The sequence below is a fragment of the Bacteroides faecium genome (assembly GCF_012113595.1).
In the GTDB taxonomy this organism is placed as follows: domain Bacteria; phylum Bacteroidota; class Bacteroidia; order Bacteroidales; family Bacteroidaceae; genus Bacteroides; species Bacteroides faecium.
Genome location: NZ_CP050831.1, coordinates 5,218,798 through 5,235,703, shown reverse-complemented (window position 1 = coordinate 5,235,703; position 16,906 = coordinate 5,218,798). Strand labels below are relative to the sequence as shown.

10 protein-coding genes and 6 tRNA genes are annotated in these 16,906 nt (G+C 45.7%); 14 read left to right on the top strand and 2 right to left on the bottom strand.

Features of this window, described 5'->3' with window-relative positions; genetic code table 11:
- Positions 1 to 11: 11 nt before the first annotated feature.
- The 5 genes from BacF7301_RS19515 to BacF7301_RS19495 all read left to right on the top strand — a co-directional run bounded on the left by BacF7301_RS19515 (position 12) and on the right by BacF7301_RS19495 (position 11,035).
- Entirely contained in the window at positions 12 to 1,637 is a 1,626-nt protein-coding gene (locus BacF7301_RS19515; protein WP_209319538.1) for an O-antigen ligase family protein, read from the top strand.
- A 162-nt stretch (positions 1,638 to 1,799) separates the two neighbouring features.
- Complete coding sequence (locus tag BacF7301_RS19510; RefSeq protein WP_209319462.1) at positions 1,800 to 2,894, top strand: efflux RND transporter periplasmic adaptor subunit; 1,095 nt, start codon at positions 1,800 to 1,802, stop codon at positions 2,892 to 2,894.
- Between the two features lie 99 nt (positions 2,895 to 2,993).
- Positions 2,994 to 6,089, top strand: coding sequence for an efflux RND transporter permease subunit (locus BacF7301_RS19505; RefSeq protein ID WP_167965447.1), 3,096 nt, complete (start codon positions 2,994 to 2,996; stop codon positions 6,087 to 6,089).
- A gap of 37 nt (positions 6,090 to 6,126) precedes the next feature.
- The gene (locus BacF7301_RS19500; RefSeq protein WP_369805537.1) at positions 6,127 to 7,632 is read left to right on the top strand and encodes a TolC family protein; all 1,506 of its coding nucleotides are present in this window, start codon (positions 6,127 to 6,129) and stop codon (positions 7,630 to 7,632) included.
- Positions 7,633 to 7,789: 157 nt separating this feature from the next.
- A complete protein-coding gene (locus tag BacF7301_RS19495) occupies positions 7,790 to 11,035 on the top strand; it encodes an efflux RND transporter permease subunit (protein WP_167967254.1) in 3,246 nt (1,081 codons plus the stop codon).
- A 50-nt stretch (positions 11,036 to 11,085) separates the two neighbouring features.
- Here BacF7301_RS19495 and BacF7301_RS19490 read toward each other — a convergent pair whose 3' ends face one another.
- On the bottom strand, positions 11,086 to 11,643 hold the full coding sequence (locus tag BacF7301_RS19490) for an NAD(P)H-dependent oxidoreductase (protein WP_167965446.1): 558 nt from the start codon (positions 11,641 to 11,643) through the stop codon (positions 11,086 to 11,088).
- A 176-nt stretch (positions 11,644 to 11,819) separates the two neighbouring features.
- On the opposite strand from BacF7301_RS19490, the gene nspC reads away from it, so the two are divergent.
- From nspC to nagA (BacF7301_RS19445), 9 genes are all read left to right on the top strand, one after another.
- Positions 11,820 to 12,959: a carboxynorspermidine decarboxylase gene (nspC, locus tag BacF7301_RS19485; protein WP_167965444.1), complete on the top strand. Its 1,140-nt coding sequence runs from the start codon at positions 11,820 to 11,822 to the stop codon at positions 12,957 to 12,959.
- 118 nt (positions 12,960 to 13,077) lie between these two features.
- A tRNA-Gly gene (locus BacF7301_RS19480) sits at positions 13,078 to 13,150 on the top strand.
- A gap of 34 nt (positions 13,151 to 13,184) precedes the next feature.
- Positions 13,185 to 13,266: transfer RNA gene (locus BacF7301_RS19475), tRNA-Leu, on the top strand.
- A 26-nt stretch (positions 13,267 to 13,292) separates the two neighbouring features.
- Positions 13,293 to 13,376, top strand: a tRNA-Leu gene (locus BacF7301_RS19470).
- Between the two features lie 19 nt (positions 13,377 to 13,395).
- A tRNA-Gly gene (locus BacF7301_RS19465) sits at positions 13,396 to 13,468 on the top strand.
- 32 nt (positions 13,469 to 13,500) lie between these two features.
- Positions 13,501 to 13,585, top strand: a tRNA-Leu gene (locus tag BacF7301_RS19460).
- 34 nt (positions 13,586 to 13,619) lie between these two features.
- A tRNA-Gly gene (locus BacF7301_RS19455) sits at positions 13,620 to 13,695 on the top strand.
- 195 nt (positions 13,696 to 13,890) lie between these two features.
- A complete protein-coding gene (gene nagA, locus BacF7301_RS19450) occupies positions 13,891 to 15,057 on the top strand; it encodes an N-acetylglucosamine-6-phosphate deacetylase (RefSeq protein ID WP_167965442.1) in 1,167 nt (388 codons plus the stop codon).
- 21 nt (positions 15,058 to 15,078) lie between these two features.
- On the top strand, positions 15,079 to 16,251 hold the full coding sequence (gene nagA, locus BacF7301_RS19445; protein WP_167965440.1) for an N-acetylglucosamine-6-phosphate deacetylase: 1,173 nt from the start codon (positions 15,079 to 15,081) through the stop codon (positions 16,249 to 16,251).
- 164 nt (positions 16,252 to 16,415) lie between these two features.
- On the opposite strand, the gene BacF7301_RS19440 is transcribed toward nagA (BacF7301_RS19445), so the two are convergent.
- On the bottom strand, positions 16,416 to 16,775 hold the full coding sequence (locus BacF7301_RS19440; RefSeq protein WP_167965438.1) for a thioredoxin family protein: 360 nt from the start codon (positions 16,773 to 16,775) through the stop codon (positions 16,416 to 16,418).
- Positions 16,776 to 16,906: the final 131 nt, after the last annotated feature.

Genomic DNA, 16,906 nt, shown 5'->3' with positions numbered 1-16,906 from the left:
AGTTGGAATTGATGCGGATGACACAGAAGAATATGGCGGATGTGATAACTCTTACAGGAGTTGCGGCAATCTTGAGCGTAGTAGTTTTTGCTACTTCGAATGATATTCCTGTCGGTGAAATGGCATATCAAAAACTATGGTTGGGACGCATGCTTTTTGTTTTTGTCGCTTGTTGTCTATTATCCTTTTGTCTGAATAGAAAAAACTATTTGTCTTTTCCATCCATCGTGACGTGGGTATTGATTGTCCTGGGTGGAATGGAAGCTATCTGGGGATTGAGGCAGATATACGGCTTGGCTGTTTCCAATCACTCTTTATATGCACTTACGGGCTCTTTCTATAATCCGGGACCTTATTCGGGATATTTGGCGATGATATTTCCGCTTTGCCTGTATGAATGGCTAAACTTGAAAGAAAAAACAGAACGTACATGGGTAGAACAGGGAAAGTATTACATAGCATTAGGAGTTATGCTGTTGATTCTTTGTGTACTACCTGCCGGAATGAGCCGTTCGGCATGGATTGCTGCCGCAATATCGGGTATATGGGTATATGGAATGCACGTTTCATGGGGAAGCAAACTAAAGGAATTTGGACGAAAATATAAGAAAAAACTAGTACTGGCTTGCATTGCAGGCAGCGTTATAATCATAGTGGCAGGTTATGCTCTTTTTCAGCTAAAAGCGACTTCTGCCAATGGACGCTTGTTCATGTGGAAAATTAGTAGTATGGCTATTGCCGAAAGTCCGCTTATAGGCCATGGCACAGGGAACTTTGTTTCAGCTTATGGCAGAGCGCAAGAAAGCTATTTTGCAAATGGGGAATTTTCGGAGACAGAAGAGTTGGTGGCAGGAAGCCCGGAGTATGCTTTTAATGAATATCTGCAAGTAGCGATGGAATATGGGATTCCTTTTTTATTAGTTGTCTCGTTAGTAATTGCATTTTGTCTTTGGAAGGGGAGTAGCGAAGGGAGAATAGGTATTTGTGGCGGAGTAATTTCATTTTTGGTATTTGCCTTTTCTTCTTATCCGATGCAGATTCCCGGATTTGCAGTGACATTTTATTTGTTGTTGGCGGCTTGTGTTATTGGGCGTTCTAAAGTAATATTATTCCTTTTTATTTCGATGATGGCTCTATTAGGAACGTATTATTGGAAAAACAATCAATATGCTGCGTGTAAGGACTGGTATCGTAGTAAGATGCTTTATAATATAGGAGCTTACCAGTCTGCTAAAGAAGACTACGGGAAGTTATACCCAGAATTAGCGAATCGTGGAGCATTTCTCTTTGAATACGGATATTCTCTTCATAAATTGAAAGAATATGATAACTCGACAAGGATATTGGAGGAAGCAATGACGCATAGCAATGATCCTATGATTCTGAATATCATCGGCAAGAATTATCAGGCATTAGGAGCGTATGAGAAAGCCGAAGAATATTTAATTCGCTCTACACATCGGCTTCCGGGACGAATTTATCCGTTTTATCTGTTGGTGAAACTTTATGCGGAACCGGAATATTGTCAGCCGGAAAAGTTAAAGCGTGCCGCAGAGGTTGTATTGACAAAAGAACCGAAAGTGCAATCGACGGCAGTAAAAGAGATGAGAAAGGAAGTAAAGAAATTATTGAAATAAATGCATAGGTACAATGAAATGGAAATTGTAATGTTAAGAATTGTTGTGATGTAACTCATGTAAGAAAATTATTACTGATAAACGAAATATAGGTATTTCAATTATGTTACTTTTGTAACTAAGTAAAACATAAAGTAAAACGCTATGAAGACAAATATGCTTATGAAAAAATACAATTGTATATGGGTGCTGTTATGTTGTTTGGCTTGTGTGGGGACAACCTCATGCTCTGATAAGAAAAGTAGTGCCGATGAACAGGAAAAAGGTGTCTCCACCGTTCTTCCTGACACAAAGAATGAAGTTACCACTCAAATTCTGAAGAAGCGTAATTTTGATCATGAACTGGTAAGCAATGGAAAGGTGAATGCCCGTAGCAAAGCCGATTTGCGTTTTGAAACGAGTGAAGTCATTGCCCGTATTTATGTGAAGAATGGTGACCGTGTACATAAAGGACAGAAACTGGCAGAACTGGATAAATTCCGTCTGGAGCAGAAACTGTCCCAGGTGGAAGATGCTTTGTTGAAAGCTGAACTCGAGTTGAAAGATGTGCTCATCGGGCAGGGATATACACCGGATGATTTCAGCAAGGTTCCTGTGGAGACAATGAAACTTGCGAAAGTGAAGAGCGGTTATGAGCAGTCGAAGTCCCAGTACGAACTGACAAAAAGGGAAACGGAACACGCGACGCTTACCGCGCCTTTTGACGGGGTGGTGGCTAATCTTTTTTCAAAGCCTTATAATCCGGCTAATACCTCGGAAGTATTCTGTACTATTCTTGATACCAAAGGAATGGAAGCTGAATTTACCGTATTGGAGAATGAACTTGCCTTTATTAAAAAAGGTGACAAGGTGACGGTTATTCCTTATGCCGGGGGAAGTTCTTTTGAAGGCAGCGTATCCGAAATCAATCCGTTGGTGGATACCAATGGAATGGTAAAGGTAAAGGCTGACGTAAACGGTGAAGGCAAGTTGTTTAGCGGTATGAATGTGCGGGTCAGTGTCAGGCGGAACTTGGGGGAACAGTTGGTGATTCCCAAGACGGCTGTGGTACTGCGCTCCGGCAAGCAAGTGGTGTTTACATTGGAAAAAGGCAAGGCTATGTGGAACTATGTGCATACGGGACTGGAGAATGCAACGGAATACATTGTTTCTGATAAATCCCAGAAAGGTGTTGAAGATGGTTTATTGGAAGGAGATACGGTTATTGTGACCGGAAACCTGAATCTGGCACATGAAGCGGAAGTAAATGTAAGATAATCAAAAGGCACGGATTACACGGATTTCACGGTTTTAGAATTGTGATAGCATAAAGCAACAGCGTAATCCGTGTAATCCGTGCCTAAAACTAAAGTAAGCATGATAAAATTTTTAATCCAGCGTCCTATCGCCGTGTTGATGGCTTTCACCGCCTGTTTTATAATCGGCTTGGTGACCTATTCCACACTGCCGATATCGCTGCTTCCGAATATCGCCATTCCGGAGATTACCGTACAGGTTTCTGCCGCGAATACATCCGCCCGCGAACTGGAAAACACGATTGTGAAACCTTTGCGCAGCCAACTGATTCAAGTTTCCACCTTGAAAGACATTCATAGCGAATCGAGGGACGGGGCGGGTATCATCCGCTTGTCTTTTGAGTTCGGCACTAATACGGACCTTGCTTTTATCGAGGTCAATGAGAAGATAGACGCCGCGATGAACTATCTCCCCAAGGAAACGGAACGTCCGAAAGTTATCAAGGCGAGTGCAACGGATATTCCCGTGTTCTACCTGAACCTGACCTTGAAGAATGACAGTGCTTATAGTACTACTACCACGGGACAGCAATCCTTTCTTGACTTGTGTGAATTTGCCGAATCGGTTATCAAGCGCAGGATAGAGCAGCTCGAAGAAGTGGCTATGGTGGACGTGACCGGACTGGTGGAACGCCAGGTACAGATTGTGCCTGATGAGGACAAGCTTGCCATGATGGGACTTGCCATCGAGGATATTGAATCCGCTCTGTCGTCCAACAATGTAGAACCGGGCAGTATGACAGTACGTGACGGGTACTACGAATATAATATCAAATTCTCGACATTGCTGCGTACGGCGGAAGATGTGGAAAATATCTATCTGCGTAAGGGTGACCGCATTGTACAGTTAAAGGATTTCTGCAAGGTCAATATCGTGCCCGTGAAGGAAAAGGGCGTGTCTTTATCGAACGGTAAGCGTGCGGTGACACTGGCTGTCATCAAGCAGGCGGATGAGAATATGGACAAGATGAAGAACTCCCTGGTAGGAACGATGAAGTATTTCCAGCGGGTATATCCGGACATTGATTTCAGTATCAGCCGTAACCAGACGGAGTTGCTGGACTTCACGATTTCCAATCTGCAGCAGAACCTTTCTTTAGGATTCCTCTTTATCTGCCTGGTAGCAGTCCTGTTCCTGGGTGACGTGAAATCCCCGTTGGTCATCGGGCTCAGCATGGTGGTTTCCATCGTCATCAGTTTCGTGTTCTTCTACCTTTGTAATATGTCACTGAATATCATTTCCCTTGCAGGATTGATTCTGGCTTTGGGAATGATGATTGACAGCTCGATTATCGTGACCGAGAATATTTCGCAATACCGCGAACGGGGATATTCACTGCGTCGTGCCTGTATCACAGGAACAAGTGAAGTGGTGACCCCCATGCTGAGCTCTTCGCTGACCACCATTGCCGTATTCGCCCCCCTGATTTTTATGAGCGGTATTGCCGGAGCCATCTTCTACGACCAGGCTTTCTCCGTCACGGTAGGACTGATGGTGTCTTATTTTACAGGTATCATGCTGCTTCCCGTCCTTTATCTGCTGGTCTACCGTGCAGGTATCCACACCCGGAAATGGAAGTGGCTCTCCTTTAAATTCAATAACCCGATAAAAGACCATACACTGGACCGTTTCTATGACGCCGGAGTAGACTGGGTGTTCCGTCATAAAACGTTCAGCGTATTGTTTTGCGTCATTTCCATTCCGCTCTGTGTATTCTTCTTTTTCTTTATAGACAAGGAGCGGATGCCCGATATCGAAGAAAACGAACTGATTGTCCGCATAGAATGGAATGAAAATATCCATGTGGATGAAAACAGGAAGCGTGTGGACGAACTTTTTAAGGAACTGGACGGCCGCTCTCTGGAACAGACGGCTTCTGTCGGCAGACAGGATTTTATCCTGAACCGGGAAAGGGAACTTTCCTCTTCCGAAGCGGAACTTTATTTCCGGACGGAAACTTCCAGTGAAATAGCTCCTTTGGAACAGGAAATATACCGACGGCTGAAAGAACGTTATCCGCTCTCCGTCATTTCTTTCTCTCCACCGGAGACGGTATTCGAGAAACTTTTTGTGACGGGTGAGCCGGATATCATAGCTGAATTTTATGCACGCAACAGGGCACAGGCACCGGAAGCGGAAACGATTCGCAAACTGGAGCATGAACTGGCAGGGAAAACTGGAATCAATCCTACGGGCATCGCTTTTGAAAATCAGTTGAACCTGAGCATCAGCAAGGAAAAACTGCTGCTTTACCGTGTCTCCTATAATGAACTTTACCGTGTCTTGAAAACGGCTTTCCGTGAAAACAGCGTGACTATGCTACATTCTTACCAGCAGTATCTTCCAATTAATATTGCAGGGAATGAAAAGACCGTGAACAGGGTCTTGCAGGAGACATTGATACAGACACAGCCGGATAACCAGGGCAATATAGAATATATCCCGCTCCGGGAACTAGTAAAGGTGGCTCCTGCCGAAGACCTGAAGAGTATTACTGCCGGGCGTAACGGGGAATTTGTGCCTTTCGATTTTTATGGAGTGCGGGATGCGGACAAGCTGATAAAAGACGTGAAGCAGGTAGCCGGAAATACAGGAGAGTGGGATACCGGCTTTTCCGGCAGCTTCTTCTCGAACCGGGAAATGCTGGACGAACTGGTAGTGATACTTCTGATTTCCCTGTTGCTGATGTATTTCATCCTTGCGGCACAGTTCGAGAGCTTTCTGCAACCCCTGCTTGTCTTGGCGGAAATCCCGATAGACGTTGCATTCGCGCTTTTGCTGCTTTGGATTTGCGGGCATACACTGAATCTGATGTCAGCCATCGGGCTTATCGTCACCTGCGGTATCGTAATCAATGACTCTATCCTGAAACTAGACGCAATCAATGAACTGCGCAAGGCAGGCGTCCCTTTGCTGGAAGCCATCCACGAAGCCGGACGCAGGCGCCTGCGTCCCATTATCATGACCTCACTGACTACGATTTTCGCCATGGTCCCGCTATTATTCTCTTCGGATATGGGTTCGGAACTGCAAAAGCCGTTGTCCATTGCCATGATAGGAACGATGTCGATAGGCACGGCAGTGAGCCTGTTCATCATACCGTTGCTTTACTGGTTCATTTACCGGAAAAAAGAAGAAGTAAGAAAGTTGAAATAAGTAGCAAATAATAACAAATAGTTCAAATATGAGAGTTATGAACGGATTATTAAGAATTCCCACCTTTCTCTGTGTCCTCTGTATCCTCTGTGGTGAATCCCCGCTGTACGCACAGAAACATCTGGTACTGGACTTGAATCAGACGATTGCTTTGGCCAACGACAGTTCGCTGGAATCATTCCGCACACAGAATATGTATCTCTCCGGTTATTGGGAATACCGGACATATAAGGCGAACCGCCTGCCCAGTCTGACGCTGGACCTTACTCCGGCGCAATATAACCGGGATATAACGAAACGTTATGATTCGGGCTCCAACCTCGACGTGTACCGCACGCAGCAATCATATTATGCCTACGGCGGCCTGAGCGTGAGGCAGAACCTCGACCTGACCGGGGGTACATTCTATCTGGAATCGAATCTTGCCTATATGCGCAACTTCGGGGATAACAGCGCGACACAACTCACCAGTGTCCCTATAAGGCTTGGATATTCGCAGAGCCTGGTAGGATACAATCCTTTCAAGTGGGAGCGGAAAATAGAACCGTTGAAATATGAGCGTGTGAAGAAGGAGTTCCTTTATAACGTGGAGAAAGTTTCGGAAACGGCCACGAACTATTTCTTTTCTCTTGCCATGGCACAGGCGGAATATAAACTGGCAAAAGACAATCTGGCTTCCACCGATACGCTTTACCGTATCGGGCAGCAACGCCACCGGATAGCCGCCATCTCACAAGCCGACCTGCTGACATTGAAACTGGACCGTGTAAACGCACAGAATACTCTTCAGAACAAGGCGAGCGACCTGAAACGGGCGATGTTCTCTTTAGCGTCTTTTCTTAATCTGGATAAGAATACGCAAATCGAACTGCAACTCCCTTCCCGTCCGGGCATGATAGAGATTCCGGTGGATGAGGCTTTGAGTTGGGGAAGAAGCAACAACCCCCAATTGCTGGAATTGAAGCAGAATGTACTGGAAGCGGAACGGAATGTGGACAAGACAAAGAAAGAATCCCGTTTCAACGCAAGTGTGAATGCGAGCGTCGGTTTTAACCAGGTGGCGGATAATTTCGGGGATGTATATCATAAACCGATGCAGCAGGATTTGGTGGCTGTCAGTGTTTCTATCCCGTTATTGGATTGGGGCGTCCGCAAAGGCAAGTATAATATGGCGCGCAATAACCTGAATGTGGTGAAGATTTCGGCACGCCAGGATGAGATTAGTATCGAAGAGGAAGTGATTATGACAGTGAGCGATTTCAATATCCAGCAGCAGTTGATAGCAAGCGCGGAAGAGGCTTTGGATTTGTCTGTACTTGCTTATAATGAGACAAAACAGCGTTTTATCATCGGCAAGGCGGATATAAACAGCCTGACACTCTCACTCAACAGGCAGCAGCAGGCACAACGGAATTATATTTCAGCCTTGCAGAACTACTGGCTGAATTATTACAAGATACGCCGGCTTACCCTGTTCGATTTCGCCGCGAAGCTTTCTCTTTCGGACAGGTTCGATTTCAATGGGGGGAAGTTGGTTAAATGAGTTCACCACAGAGGACACGGAGGACACAGAGTCCTTCTCGCTCTCTTTCCGCAAGTAAAACAGAGCAATAAATACGTGAGATTCTGTGTTACTCTACAGTAAATAAAAAATAGTAAATCTCTGTGTCCTCTGTGGTGAAATATAATGAATGATGATAATGCAAACTATGGATTCTGAAATAAATAAGTCCCCGAAGGCTTCCGCCTTTACGCTGATTGTGGCTTTTGTCTGTGTGGCATTGGTCGGGCTGGCACTTGTCCCGCTGTTGCCTGTCAAACTGAACCCGTCACGGACGCTGCCCGGCTTCACGGTGCGTTTCAGCATGCCCGGCACTTCGGCACGTGTGGTGGAGATGACGGCTACCAGTAAACTGGAGGCGATGCTTGCTCGCGTGAAAGGGATTCGGGGAATTTACTCAACTTCGGGAAACGGGTGGGGAAGTATCAGCGTGAACCTGGACAAGCATGTGGATGCGGCGGTCGCCCGTTTCGAGGCTTCCACCATTATCCGCCAGACGTGGCCGGAACTGCCGGACGGGGTGAGTTATCCGTATATTCAGATGCAGAGTCCCGGACAGAGCAGCCAGTCTCCTTTTATGGCGTTTACAATTAATGCGCCTGCTACACCTGTGTTGATTCAGCAGTATGCGGAAGAACATATAAAAACACGCCTTGCACAGCTTTCGGGGATTTATAAGATTAACCTTAGCGGTGCTACCCCGATGGAGTGGCGGTTGGAGTATGATTCCGAACAACTGCGCACGCTCGGGATAAGTACGGATGATATCCGTGAGGCAGTTCGGTTGCATTACCAGAAAGAGTTCATGGGTACTTATGATGTGGAACAGGGGGCTTCGGACAGGCAGTGGATACGTCTGGCACTGGTTCCCGAATCTGAAAGCCGGGATTTTGATGCGGGACACATACAGGTAAAGATGAAAGACGGGAGAATTATCGGTCTGAATGAGCTGGTGAAGGTTTCCCGTGTGGAAGAACAGCCGCAGAGTTACTACCGGATTAATGGGCTAAACTCGATTTATCTGTCTGTCGTGGCGGAAGAAACGGCTAACCAGTTAGCGTTGAGCAAGGAGGTGAAAGCGTATATGGACGGTATCCGGTCGTTTCTTCCGGCGGGGTATGAGATTCACACCAGTTATGACGCTACGGAGTTTATTCAGGAAGAACTAAGCAAGATTTATCTGCGTACGGGAGTGACGGTGGCTATTCTGCTTCTGTTTGTGTTGCTGATTACTTTCAGTCCCAAATACCTGTTTCTGATTGTAGTCAGCCTGTCCGTCAATATAGCGATAGCCGTTATTTTTTATTATGCGTTCGGATTGGAAATGCAGTTATACTCTTTGGCAGGTATCACGGTTTCCTTGAATCTTGTGATTGACAATACGATAGTGATGAGCGACCATTATCTGAGGCGCGGGAACCGGAAGGCGTTCATGTCCGTACTGGCAGCTACGTTGACGACGATAGGGGCACTGGTTATTATCTTCTTTCTGGATGAGAAGATACGGCTCAATTTGCAGGACTTTGCTGCTGTGGTGATTATCAATCTGGGAGTTTCATTATTGGTCGCCCTGTTTTTCGTCCCTTCCCTGATTGATAAAATCGGACTGAAACGGCGGAAGAAAACATCTCTTTCAAAACTCGGAAGACGAATGGGCAGCGTACGTCCCTTTGTGTGGATACGTTCGAAAATGCGGCGTGTTCCGGTTTATTTCAGTCGTTTCTACGGGTGGCTGATACGGATTATCTGTCGTTGGAGAGTGGCGGTTTGCATACTGTTATTGCTGGCTTTCGGATTACCGGTGTTCCTGTTGCCGGAAAAGATGAAAGGGGATGACAAGTGGGCGGAAGCTTATAATAAGACGCTGGGTACTTCCACTTATAAGGAAAAGGTGAAACCGGTGGTGGACAAGGTATTGGGCGGAACGTTAAGGCTGTTTGTGCAAAAGGTATACGAGGGGAGTTACTTTACCCGCAATGAAGAGGTGGTGCTTCATGCCAATGCCAATCTGCCGAATGGAAGTACACTGGAACAGATGAATACACTGGTTAAGAAGATGGAAACCTATCTGAGCGAATTTAAGGAAATCAAGCAGTTTCAGACGTCTGTGGAAAGCGCCCGCAAGGCATCTATTCATATTTATTTTACGAAAGAACATCAAAAAAGCGGTTTCCCCTATACGCTGAAGGCCAATATGATTGGCAAGGCGCTCCAACTGGGCGGTGGTGACTGGAGCATATACGGATTGCAAGACCAGGGATTCAGTAATAATGTACGTGAGAATGCGGGTTCTTTCCGGGTGAAGATGTATGGGTACAATTATGATGAATTGTATGCGCAGGCGGAAAAGTTGAAAGAAAAGCTGTTGTCCCACCGCCGTATCCGGGAAGTGACCATCGGTTCCGATTTCTCTTGGTGGAAGGATGATTATATGGAATTCTATTTCAATCTGGATAAACGACGGATGGCAGAGGAAGGGATTGGAGCCGGGAGACTGTTTTCCGCTATCCGTCCGGTATATGGGCGGAATATGGAAATCGGTTCGGTGGTGACGGAAGAGGGTACGGAAAAGATAAAACTTTCTTCGCGGCAGTCGGAAGAGAGGGATGTATGGGCGATGCAGTATTACCCTTTCGAGGCGGGCGGTAAGGAATATAAGCTTTCGGAACTGGCAACCGTAGAAAAAGGACAGATGCCGCAGGAAGTGGCGAAGGAGAATCAGCAGTACCGATTATGCCTGCAATATGAGTATATCGGCTCTTCGGAACAGGGAAACAAACTGTTGAAGAAAGACCTGGAAGAGTTTAACGAGCTTCTTCCAATGGGATATACTGCCAAATCGGAAGAAAACAACTGGTCATGGGGTGGAAAGGACAACAAGCAATATCGTCTGCTCCTGATAGTAATCGCCATTATCTTCTTTATCACAAGTATCCTGTTCAATTCTCTGAAACAGCCGTTGGCTATTATCTTTGTGATTCCGGTATCTTATATCGGCGTGTTCCTTACATTTTACTGGTTCAAACTGAACTTCGACCAGGGCGGTTTCGCTTCCTTTGTCCTGCTTTGCGGTATTACGGTAAATGCGAGTATTTATATCCTGAATGAATATAATTCTATCCGTAAGCGTTTCCCGTGTCTTTCACCGCTCCGGGCTTACGTGAAAGCCTGGAACACGAAAGTGATTCCTATTTTCCTGACGGTAGCTTCCACTATCCTGGGTTTTATCCCTTTCATGGTAGGAGCGGAAAAAGAAGGTTTCTGGTTTCCGTTGGCCGCAGGCACTATCGGGGGATTGATAATGTCCGTAATCGGGGTATTTATTTTCCTGCCGGTGCTGACGTTGAAGAAGAAGAGCTTTGCGGCATCTAAAGCTATGCTTTAAGGATGCTAAAGCGTAGCTTTATCCAGTCTAAAGCTACGCTTTTCATTGTCTTACCAATTGTTCCCTGCATTACTGCTATTGACAAGCATTTCCACCCGTTGCTTGTACAAATTCGCTCCTTCGGCAATATTCTTTCCTGCATCTGCGGTCCCCATTCCGTAAACGACAATAGGTGTCTGCCATGCCATACCCGAATGAATCGCGCTGCCCTGATACGGGCGTAGAAGCTCGTCGGTTGTGAAGCGGTTTCGCCCGCCGCTGCGGTAAGCGTCGTATTCGGAGCCGGTAGTTGTTACCACCATCAATGGCTTGCCTGCGACAGCCGGAGTCTTGGACAAGTAAGTGAACACTTCGTCCTGCCATTTTTTGAGTAATGACGGGGCAGCCATCCAGTAGAAAGGAAACTGGTAGATGACAGCCGAAGCGTCGGAGATGATTTTACTCCATTCGTCCACATTGAAAGCGATTTCCTCGGACAGTTCGTAAAGGTTGAAAACCGCCACTCCTTCAATGTCATTGACAGCATCGATTAATGCTTTGTTTGCCTGTGATTCTTTGATGTTTGGGTGAGCCAGCAGAATCACGACTTTTCTTAAATCTTTATTCATATTCAATCAGGTATTTAGGATGATACAACTACTTATATATTATTAAGGTCTAAAAATAAGAAAAAGTTCTCGAAAACCAATATCTTAATTAAAAATAAAACAATCCCTCTTTGCTTTTGAATTTGTATTTTTGCATCCACGTTCGTAAAACGTTACTTTAGATAATAATAGTAGATATGATAGATTTTACCCGGTTTCCTTCTCCCTGTTACATTATGGAAGAAGAACTTTTAAGAAAGAACCTGAGTTTGATAAAAAGCGTAGCCGACAGGGCGGGAGTGGAGATTATCCTGGCTTTCAAATCGTTCGCCATGTGGCGCTCTTTCCCTATATTCCGCGAATATATCAATCATTCAACGGCCAGTTCGATATATGAAGCCCGCTTGGCATTGGAAGAGTTTGGCAGCAAGGCGCATACCTATTCTCCTGCCTATACAGAACAGGACTTCCCGGAAATCATGCGTTGCAGCAGCCATATTACCTTCAACTCGATGGCGCAGTTCGAACGCTTCTATCCGATGACGGTAGCCGAAGGAAGCGGAATTTCCTGTGGAATTCGTGTGAATCCCGAATATTCAGAGGTGGAGACGGAACTTTATAATCCGTGTGCACCCGGTACCCGTTTCGGGATAACGGCTGATTTGTTGCCGGAGACACTGCCGCAAGGGGTTGAAGGTTTTCATTGCCATTGCCATTGCGAATCTTCCTCTTATGAGTTGGAACGTACATTGGAACATCTGGAAGAGAAGTTTGCCCGTTGGTTCCCGCAGATAAAGTGGCTGAACCTGGGCGGCGGACATCTGATGACCCGCAAAGATTATGATACGGAACATCTGATAAAACTGTTACAAGGATTAAAATCACGCTATCCGCATTTGCAGATTATCCTGGAACCCGGCTCGGCTTTTACCTGGCAGACGGGTGTCCTGACTTCCGAGGTCGTGGACATTGTAGAGAGCCGTGGAATCAAGACAGCCATCCTGAATGTCAGCTTCACCTGCCATATGCCTGATTGCCTGGAAATGCCTTATCAGCCGGCAGTCCGTGGCGCGGAAATGGGAAATGAAGGGAAATACATTTACCGTCTTGGGGGAAATTCCTGTTTGAGCGGTGATTATATGGGATTGTGGAGTTTCGACCATGAACTGCAAATCGGAGAGCGGATTGTGTTCGAAGACATGATTCACTATACGATGGTAAAGACAAATATGTTTAACGGAATTCATCATCCTGCCATCGCTTTATGGACAAAAGAGGGGAAGGCTGAAATTTACAAGCAATTTTCTTACGAGGATTATCGGGACCGAATGAGTTGATAATCAAAAAGATTGTTTTGCGGTGGGGGCAAAGTGTGCAGATTTCTTAAAAAAAAGTGTGCAGAATGTTTGCATGTTTACGGAAAATCCCTACCTTTGCAACCGCAAACGAAAAAATGCGGAAATAGCTCAGTTGGTAGAGCATAACCTTGCCAAGGTTAGGGTCGCGAGTTCGAGTCTCGTTTTCCGCTCATGTTTCTTTGAAATGTTGGAACAATAATCTTTGCCCAGGTGGCGGAATTGGTAGACGCGCACGTTTCAGGTGCGTGTGTCGAGAGGCATGCAGGTTCGAGTCCTGTTCTGGGCACAGAGATTAATAACTTTTAGAATTATGGAGAGGTGGCGGAATTGGTAGACGCGCTACTTTGAGGTGGTAGTGACAGAGATGTTGTGGGAGTTCGAGTCTCCTCCTCTTCACAGTTTATAAAGTTTATTTGCGGAAATAGCTCAGTTGGTAGAGCATAACCTTGCCAAGGTTAGGGTCGCGAGTTCGAGTCTCGTTTTCCGCTCTTGTTTCTTTGAAATGATGGAACTAAGTTTTGCCCAGGTGGCGGAATTGGTAGACGCGCACGTTTCAGGTGCGTGTGTCGAGAGGCATGCAGGTTCGAGTCCTGTTCTGGGCACCAATCTTTCAGTTTTCTGAATGACGGAATTTAGTTTGCGGAAATAGCTCAGTTGGTAGAGCATAACCTTGCCAAGGTTAGGGTCGCGAGTTCGAGTCTCGTTTTCCGCTCCATATAATATAAGAGGTTGTCAGTCGATAAGATTGGCAACCTCTTTTTTTGTATTATATCGGAAGTTTGCCGGACGATTTTATCAATAGATTGAATAGAAAAGCGTAATTTTGCAGATGAAAAAAATCAATGTACTCCCCCCAAAAAAGAGCGTCATTGATTCACACAGACCTATAATTAATTTAATAACAAATGGTATGTTAACACAAATCATTAATGCACGCATCCTGACCCCGCAAGGCTGGCTCAAGGATGGGTCAGTGCTTATCCGCGACAATAAAATTCTGGAAGTAACAAACTGCGACCTTGCCATTATCGGAGCCAAACTGATTGATGCCAAAGGAATGTACATTGTCCCTGGTGGAGTGGAAATCCACGTTCATGGTGGCGGCGGAAGAGATTTTATGGAAGGCACGGAAGAGGCTTTCCAAACAGCTATCAAAGCTCATATACAGCACGGCACTACCAGTATTTTCCCCACACTTTCTTCTTCAACCATTCCTATGATTCGCGCGGCCGCAGAGACTACCGAGAAAATGATGGCGGAACCGAATAGCCCGGTGCTCGGACTTCACTTGGAAGGACATTATTTCAATATGGAAATGGCAGGCGGGCAGATTCCCGAAAATATCAAGAATCCCGACCCTGAAGAATATATCCCGTTGCTGGAAGAGACGCATTGTATCAAGCGTTGGGACGCTGCGCCGGAACTTCCGGGAGCTATGCAGTTCGGCAAGTATATCACAACAAAAGGTATATTAGCTTCGGTAGGACATACACAGGCTGAATTTGAGGATATACAGACGGCTTATGAAGCGGGCTATACTCATGCCACCCACTTCTATAATGCCATGCCGGGATTCCATAAACGGAAGGAGTATAAATATGAGGGTACGGTAGAAAGTATTTATCTGATTGACGATATGACCGTGGAAGTAGTGGCGGACGGTATTCATGTGCCCCCGACAATTCTGCGTCTTGTCTACAAAATAAAAGGAGTGGAGCGTACCTGTCTGATAACGGATGCGCTGGCTTGCGCGGCCAGTGACAGTCAGACGGCTTTTGACCCGCGTGTAATTATTGAGGACGGGGTTTGTAAACTGGCAGACCGTTCCGCTTTGGCGGGAAGCGTGGCGACAATGGATCGCTTGATTCGCACGATGGTGCAGAAAGCGGAGATTCCATTGGCGGATGTGATAAGGATGATTTCCGAAACGCCTGCCCGCATCATGGGAGTGCTGGACCGTAAAGGTACGCTCGAACGTGGTAAGGATGCCGATATCATTGCGTTGGACAGAGACTTGAATGTAAGGGCTGTATGGGCAATGGGAGAGCTGGTAGAAGGTACCAATAAATTGTTTTAAATCCTATAAAAAAAGAAGACTATGTTAACTCAGATAATAAACGGAAGAATACTTACCCCGCAAGGCTGGTTGAAAGATGGCTCCGTATTGATTTGTGATGGAAAAATATTAGAGGTGACGAACAGTGATCTGGCGGTTATCGGTGCAACGATTATTGATGCCCGCGGGATGACAATCGTACCGGGATTTGTGAGTATGCATGCGCACGGCGGTGGCGGGCACGACTTTACAGAAGCTACGGAAGAGGCTTTCCGCACGGCAACTACTGCCCATTTGAAACATGGTGCCACCAGTATGTTCCCTACTTTATCGTCCACTTCTTTTGAAAGGCTTTATCAGGCAGTCGATGTTTGCGAGAGCTTGATAAAGGAGAAAGATTCTCCTATTCTCGGTCTGCATATCGAAGGCCCTTATCTGAATCCGAAGATGGCAGGCACGCAGTATGACGGTTTCCTGAAAATGCCGGATGAAAATGAATATATTCCTTTGTTGGAGCATACTTCCTGTATCAAGCGTTGGGACATCAGTCCCGAATTGCACGGCGCGCATGATTTTGCGAAGTACACCCGTTCGAAAGGAATTATGACCGCCGTGACACATACCGAAGCCGAGTATGATGAAATTAAGGCTGCATATGCGGTAGGCTTTACCCATGCCGCGCATTTCTACAATGCGATGCCGGGGTTCCACAAACGCCGTGAATATAAATATGAGGGTACAGTGGAAAGCGTATATCTGACGGACGGAATGACTGTGGAAGTGATTGCGGACGGTATTCACCTGCCGGCTACTATATTGAAACTGGTGTATAAACTGAAAGGTGTAGAGAATACCTGTCTCGTAACGGACGCTTTGGCTTATGCCGCTTCTGACGGGACTGTGCCGGTTGACCCTCAGTATATTATTGAAGGCGGAGTATGTAAGATGGCAGACCATTCTGCATTGGCAGGCAGTTTGGCTACTATGGATATACTGGTGCGTACCATGGTGAAGAAAGCGAATATACCTTTGGAAGATGCTGTACGCATGGCTTCTGAGACTCCCGCCCGTCTGATTGGAGTTAGCGACCGGAAAGGGGCGTTGGCTAAGGGGAAGGATGCCGATATTGTGATTCTTGATAAGGAATTGAATGTGCGTTGTGTGTGGTCGATGGGAAAGATTGTTCCGGGAACTGATATCCTGTTGCACAAATAACAGTTGAAATCATACAGGCGCGGATTAGCAAATAGCGTCTGAAATAATATAGGCACGGATTACGCGGATAACACGGTTCTGATTAACTAAAACCGTGAAATCCGTGCAATCCGTGCCTAAAATATATACTAATTATAAAAGCAAATGTTTCAACGTATCATATATTATGAAAGCAAACTGGTTTCTATCAGTTCCTTTAATTGTGCTTTATTCATCGTGCCCAGTTGCATAGTCGGTTTGCCGTCTTTGGTGCAAAGCAGCAAATTTGGAATAGTACGGATATTGAATGCACTTTCCAGTTCCGGTTCCTGGTCGACATCTACCTTATAAATATCTAATCTCCCTTCGTATTCTTTCGCCAACTGGTCTAATATGGGTGATAACGCTTTGCAATAGATACACCATGGCGCATGAAAATCTACCAGACAAGGTTTGTCTCCTTTAAATTCCCATTGGTCGGGATAACCCTTGAAGTCAGCAACTTTTTCAACGAAACTATCTTTATTCAAATCTTCTATTTTCATACTTCTAATTTTTAGGGGTTAGTGTTTATCTTTTCACTTTGCAAAGATAGGGCTATCTGCAAGAAGTACGGATAGCTATTTTTCCTGTTGACTTTACAATACTTCCTTTCTATTGTTTTTATGATTTCTAA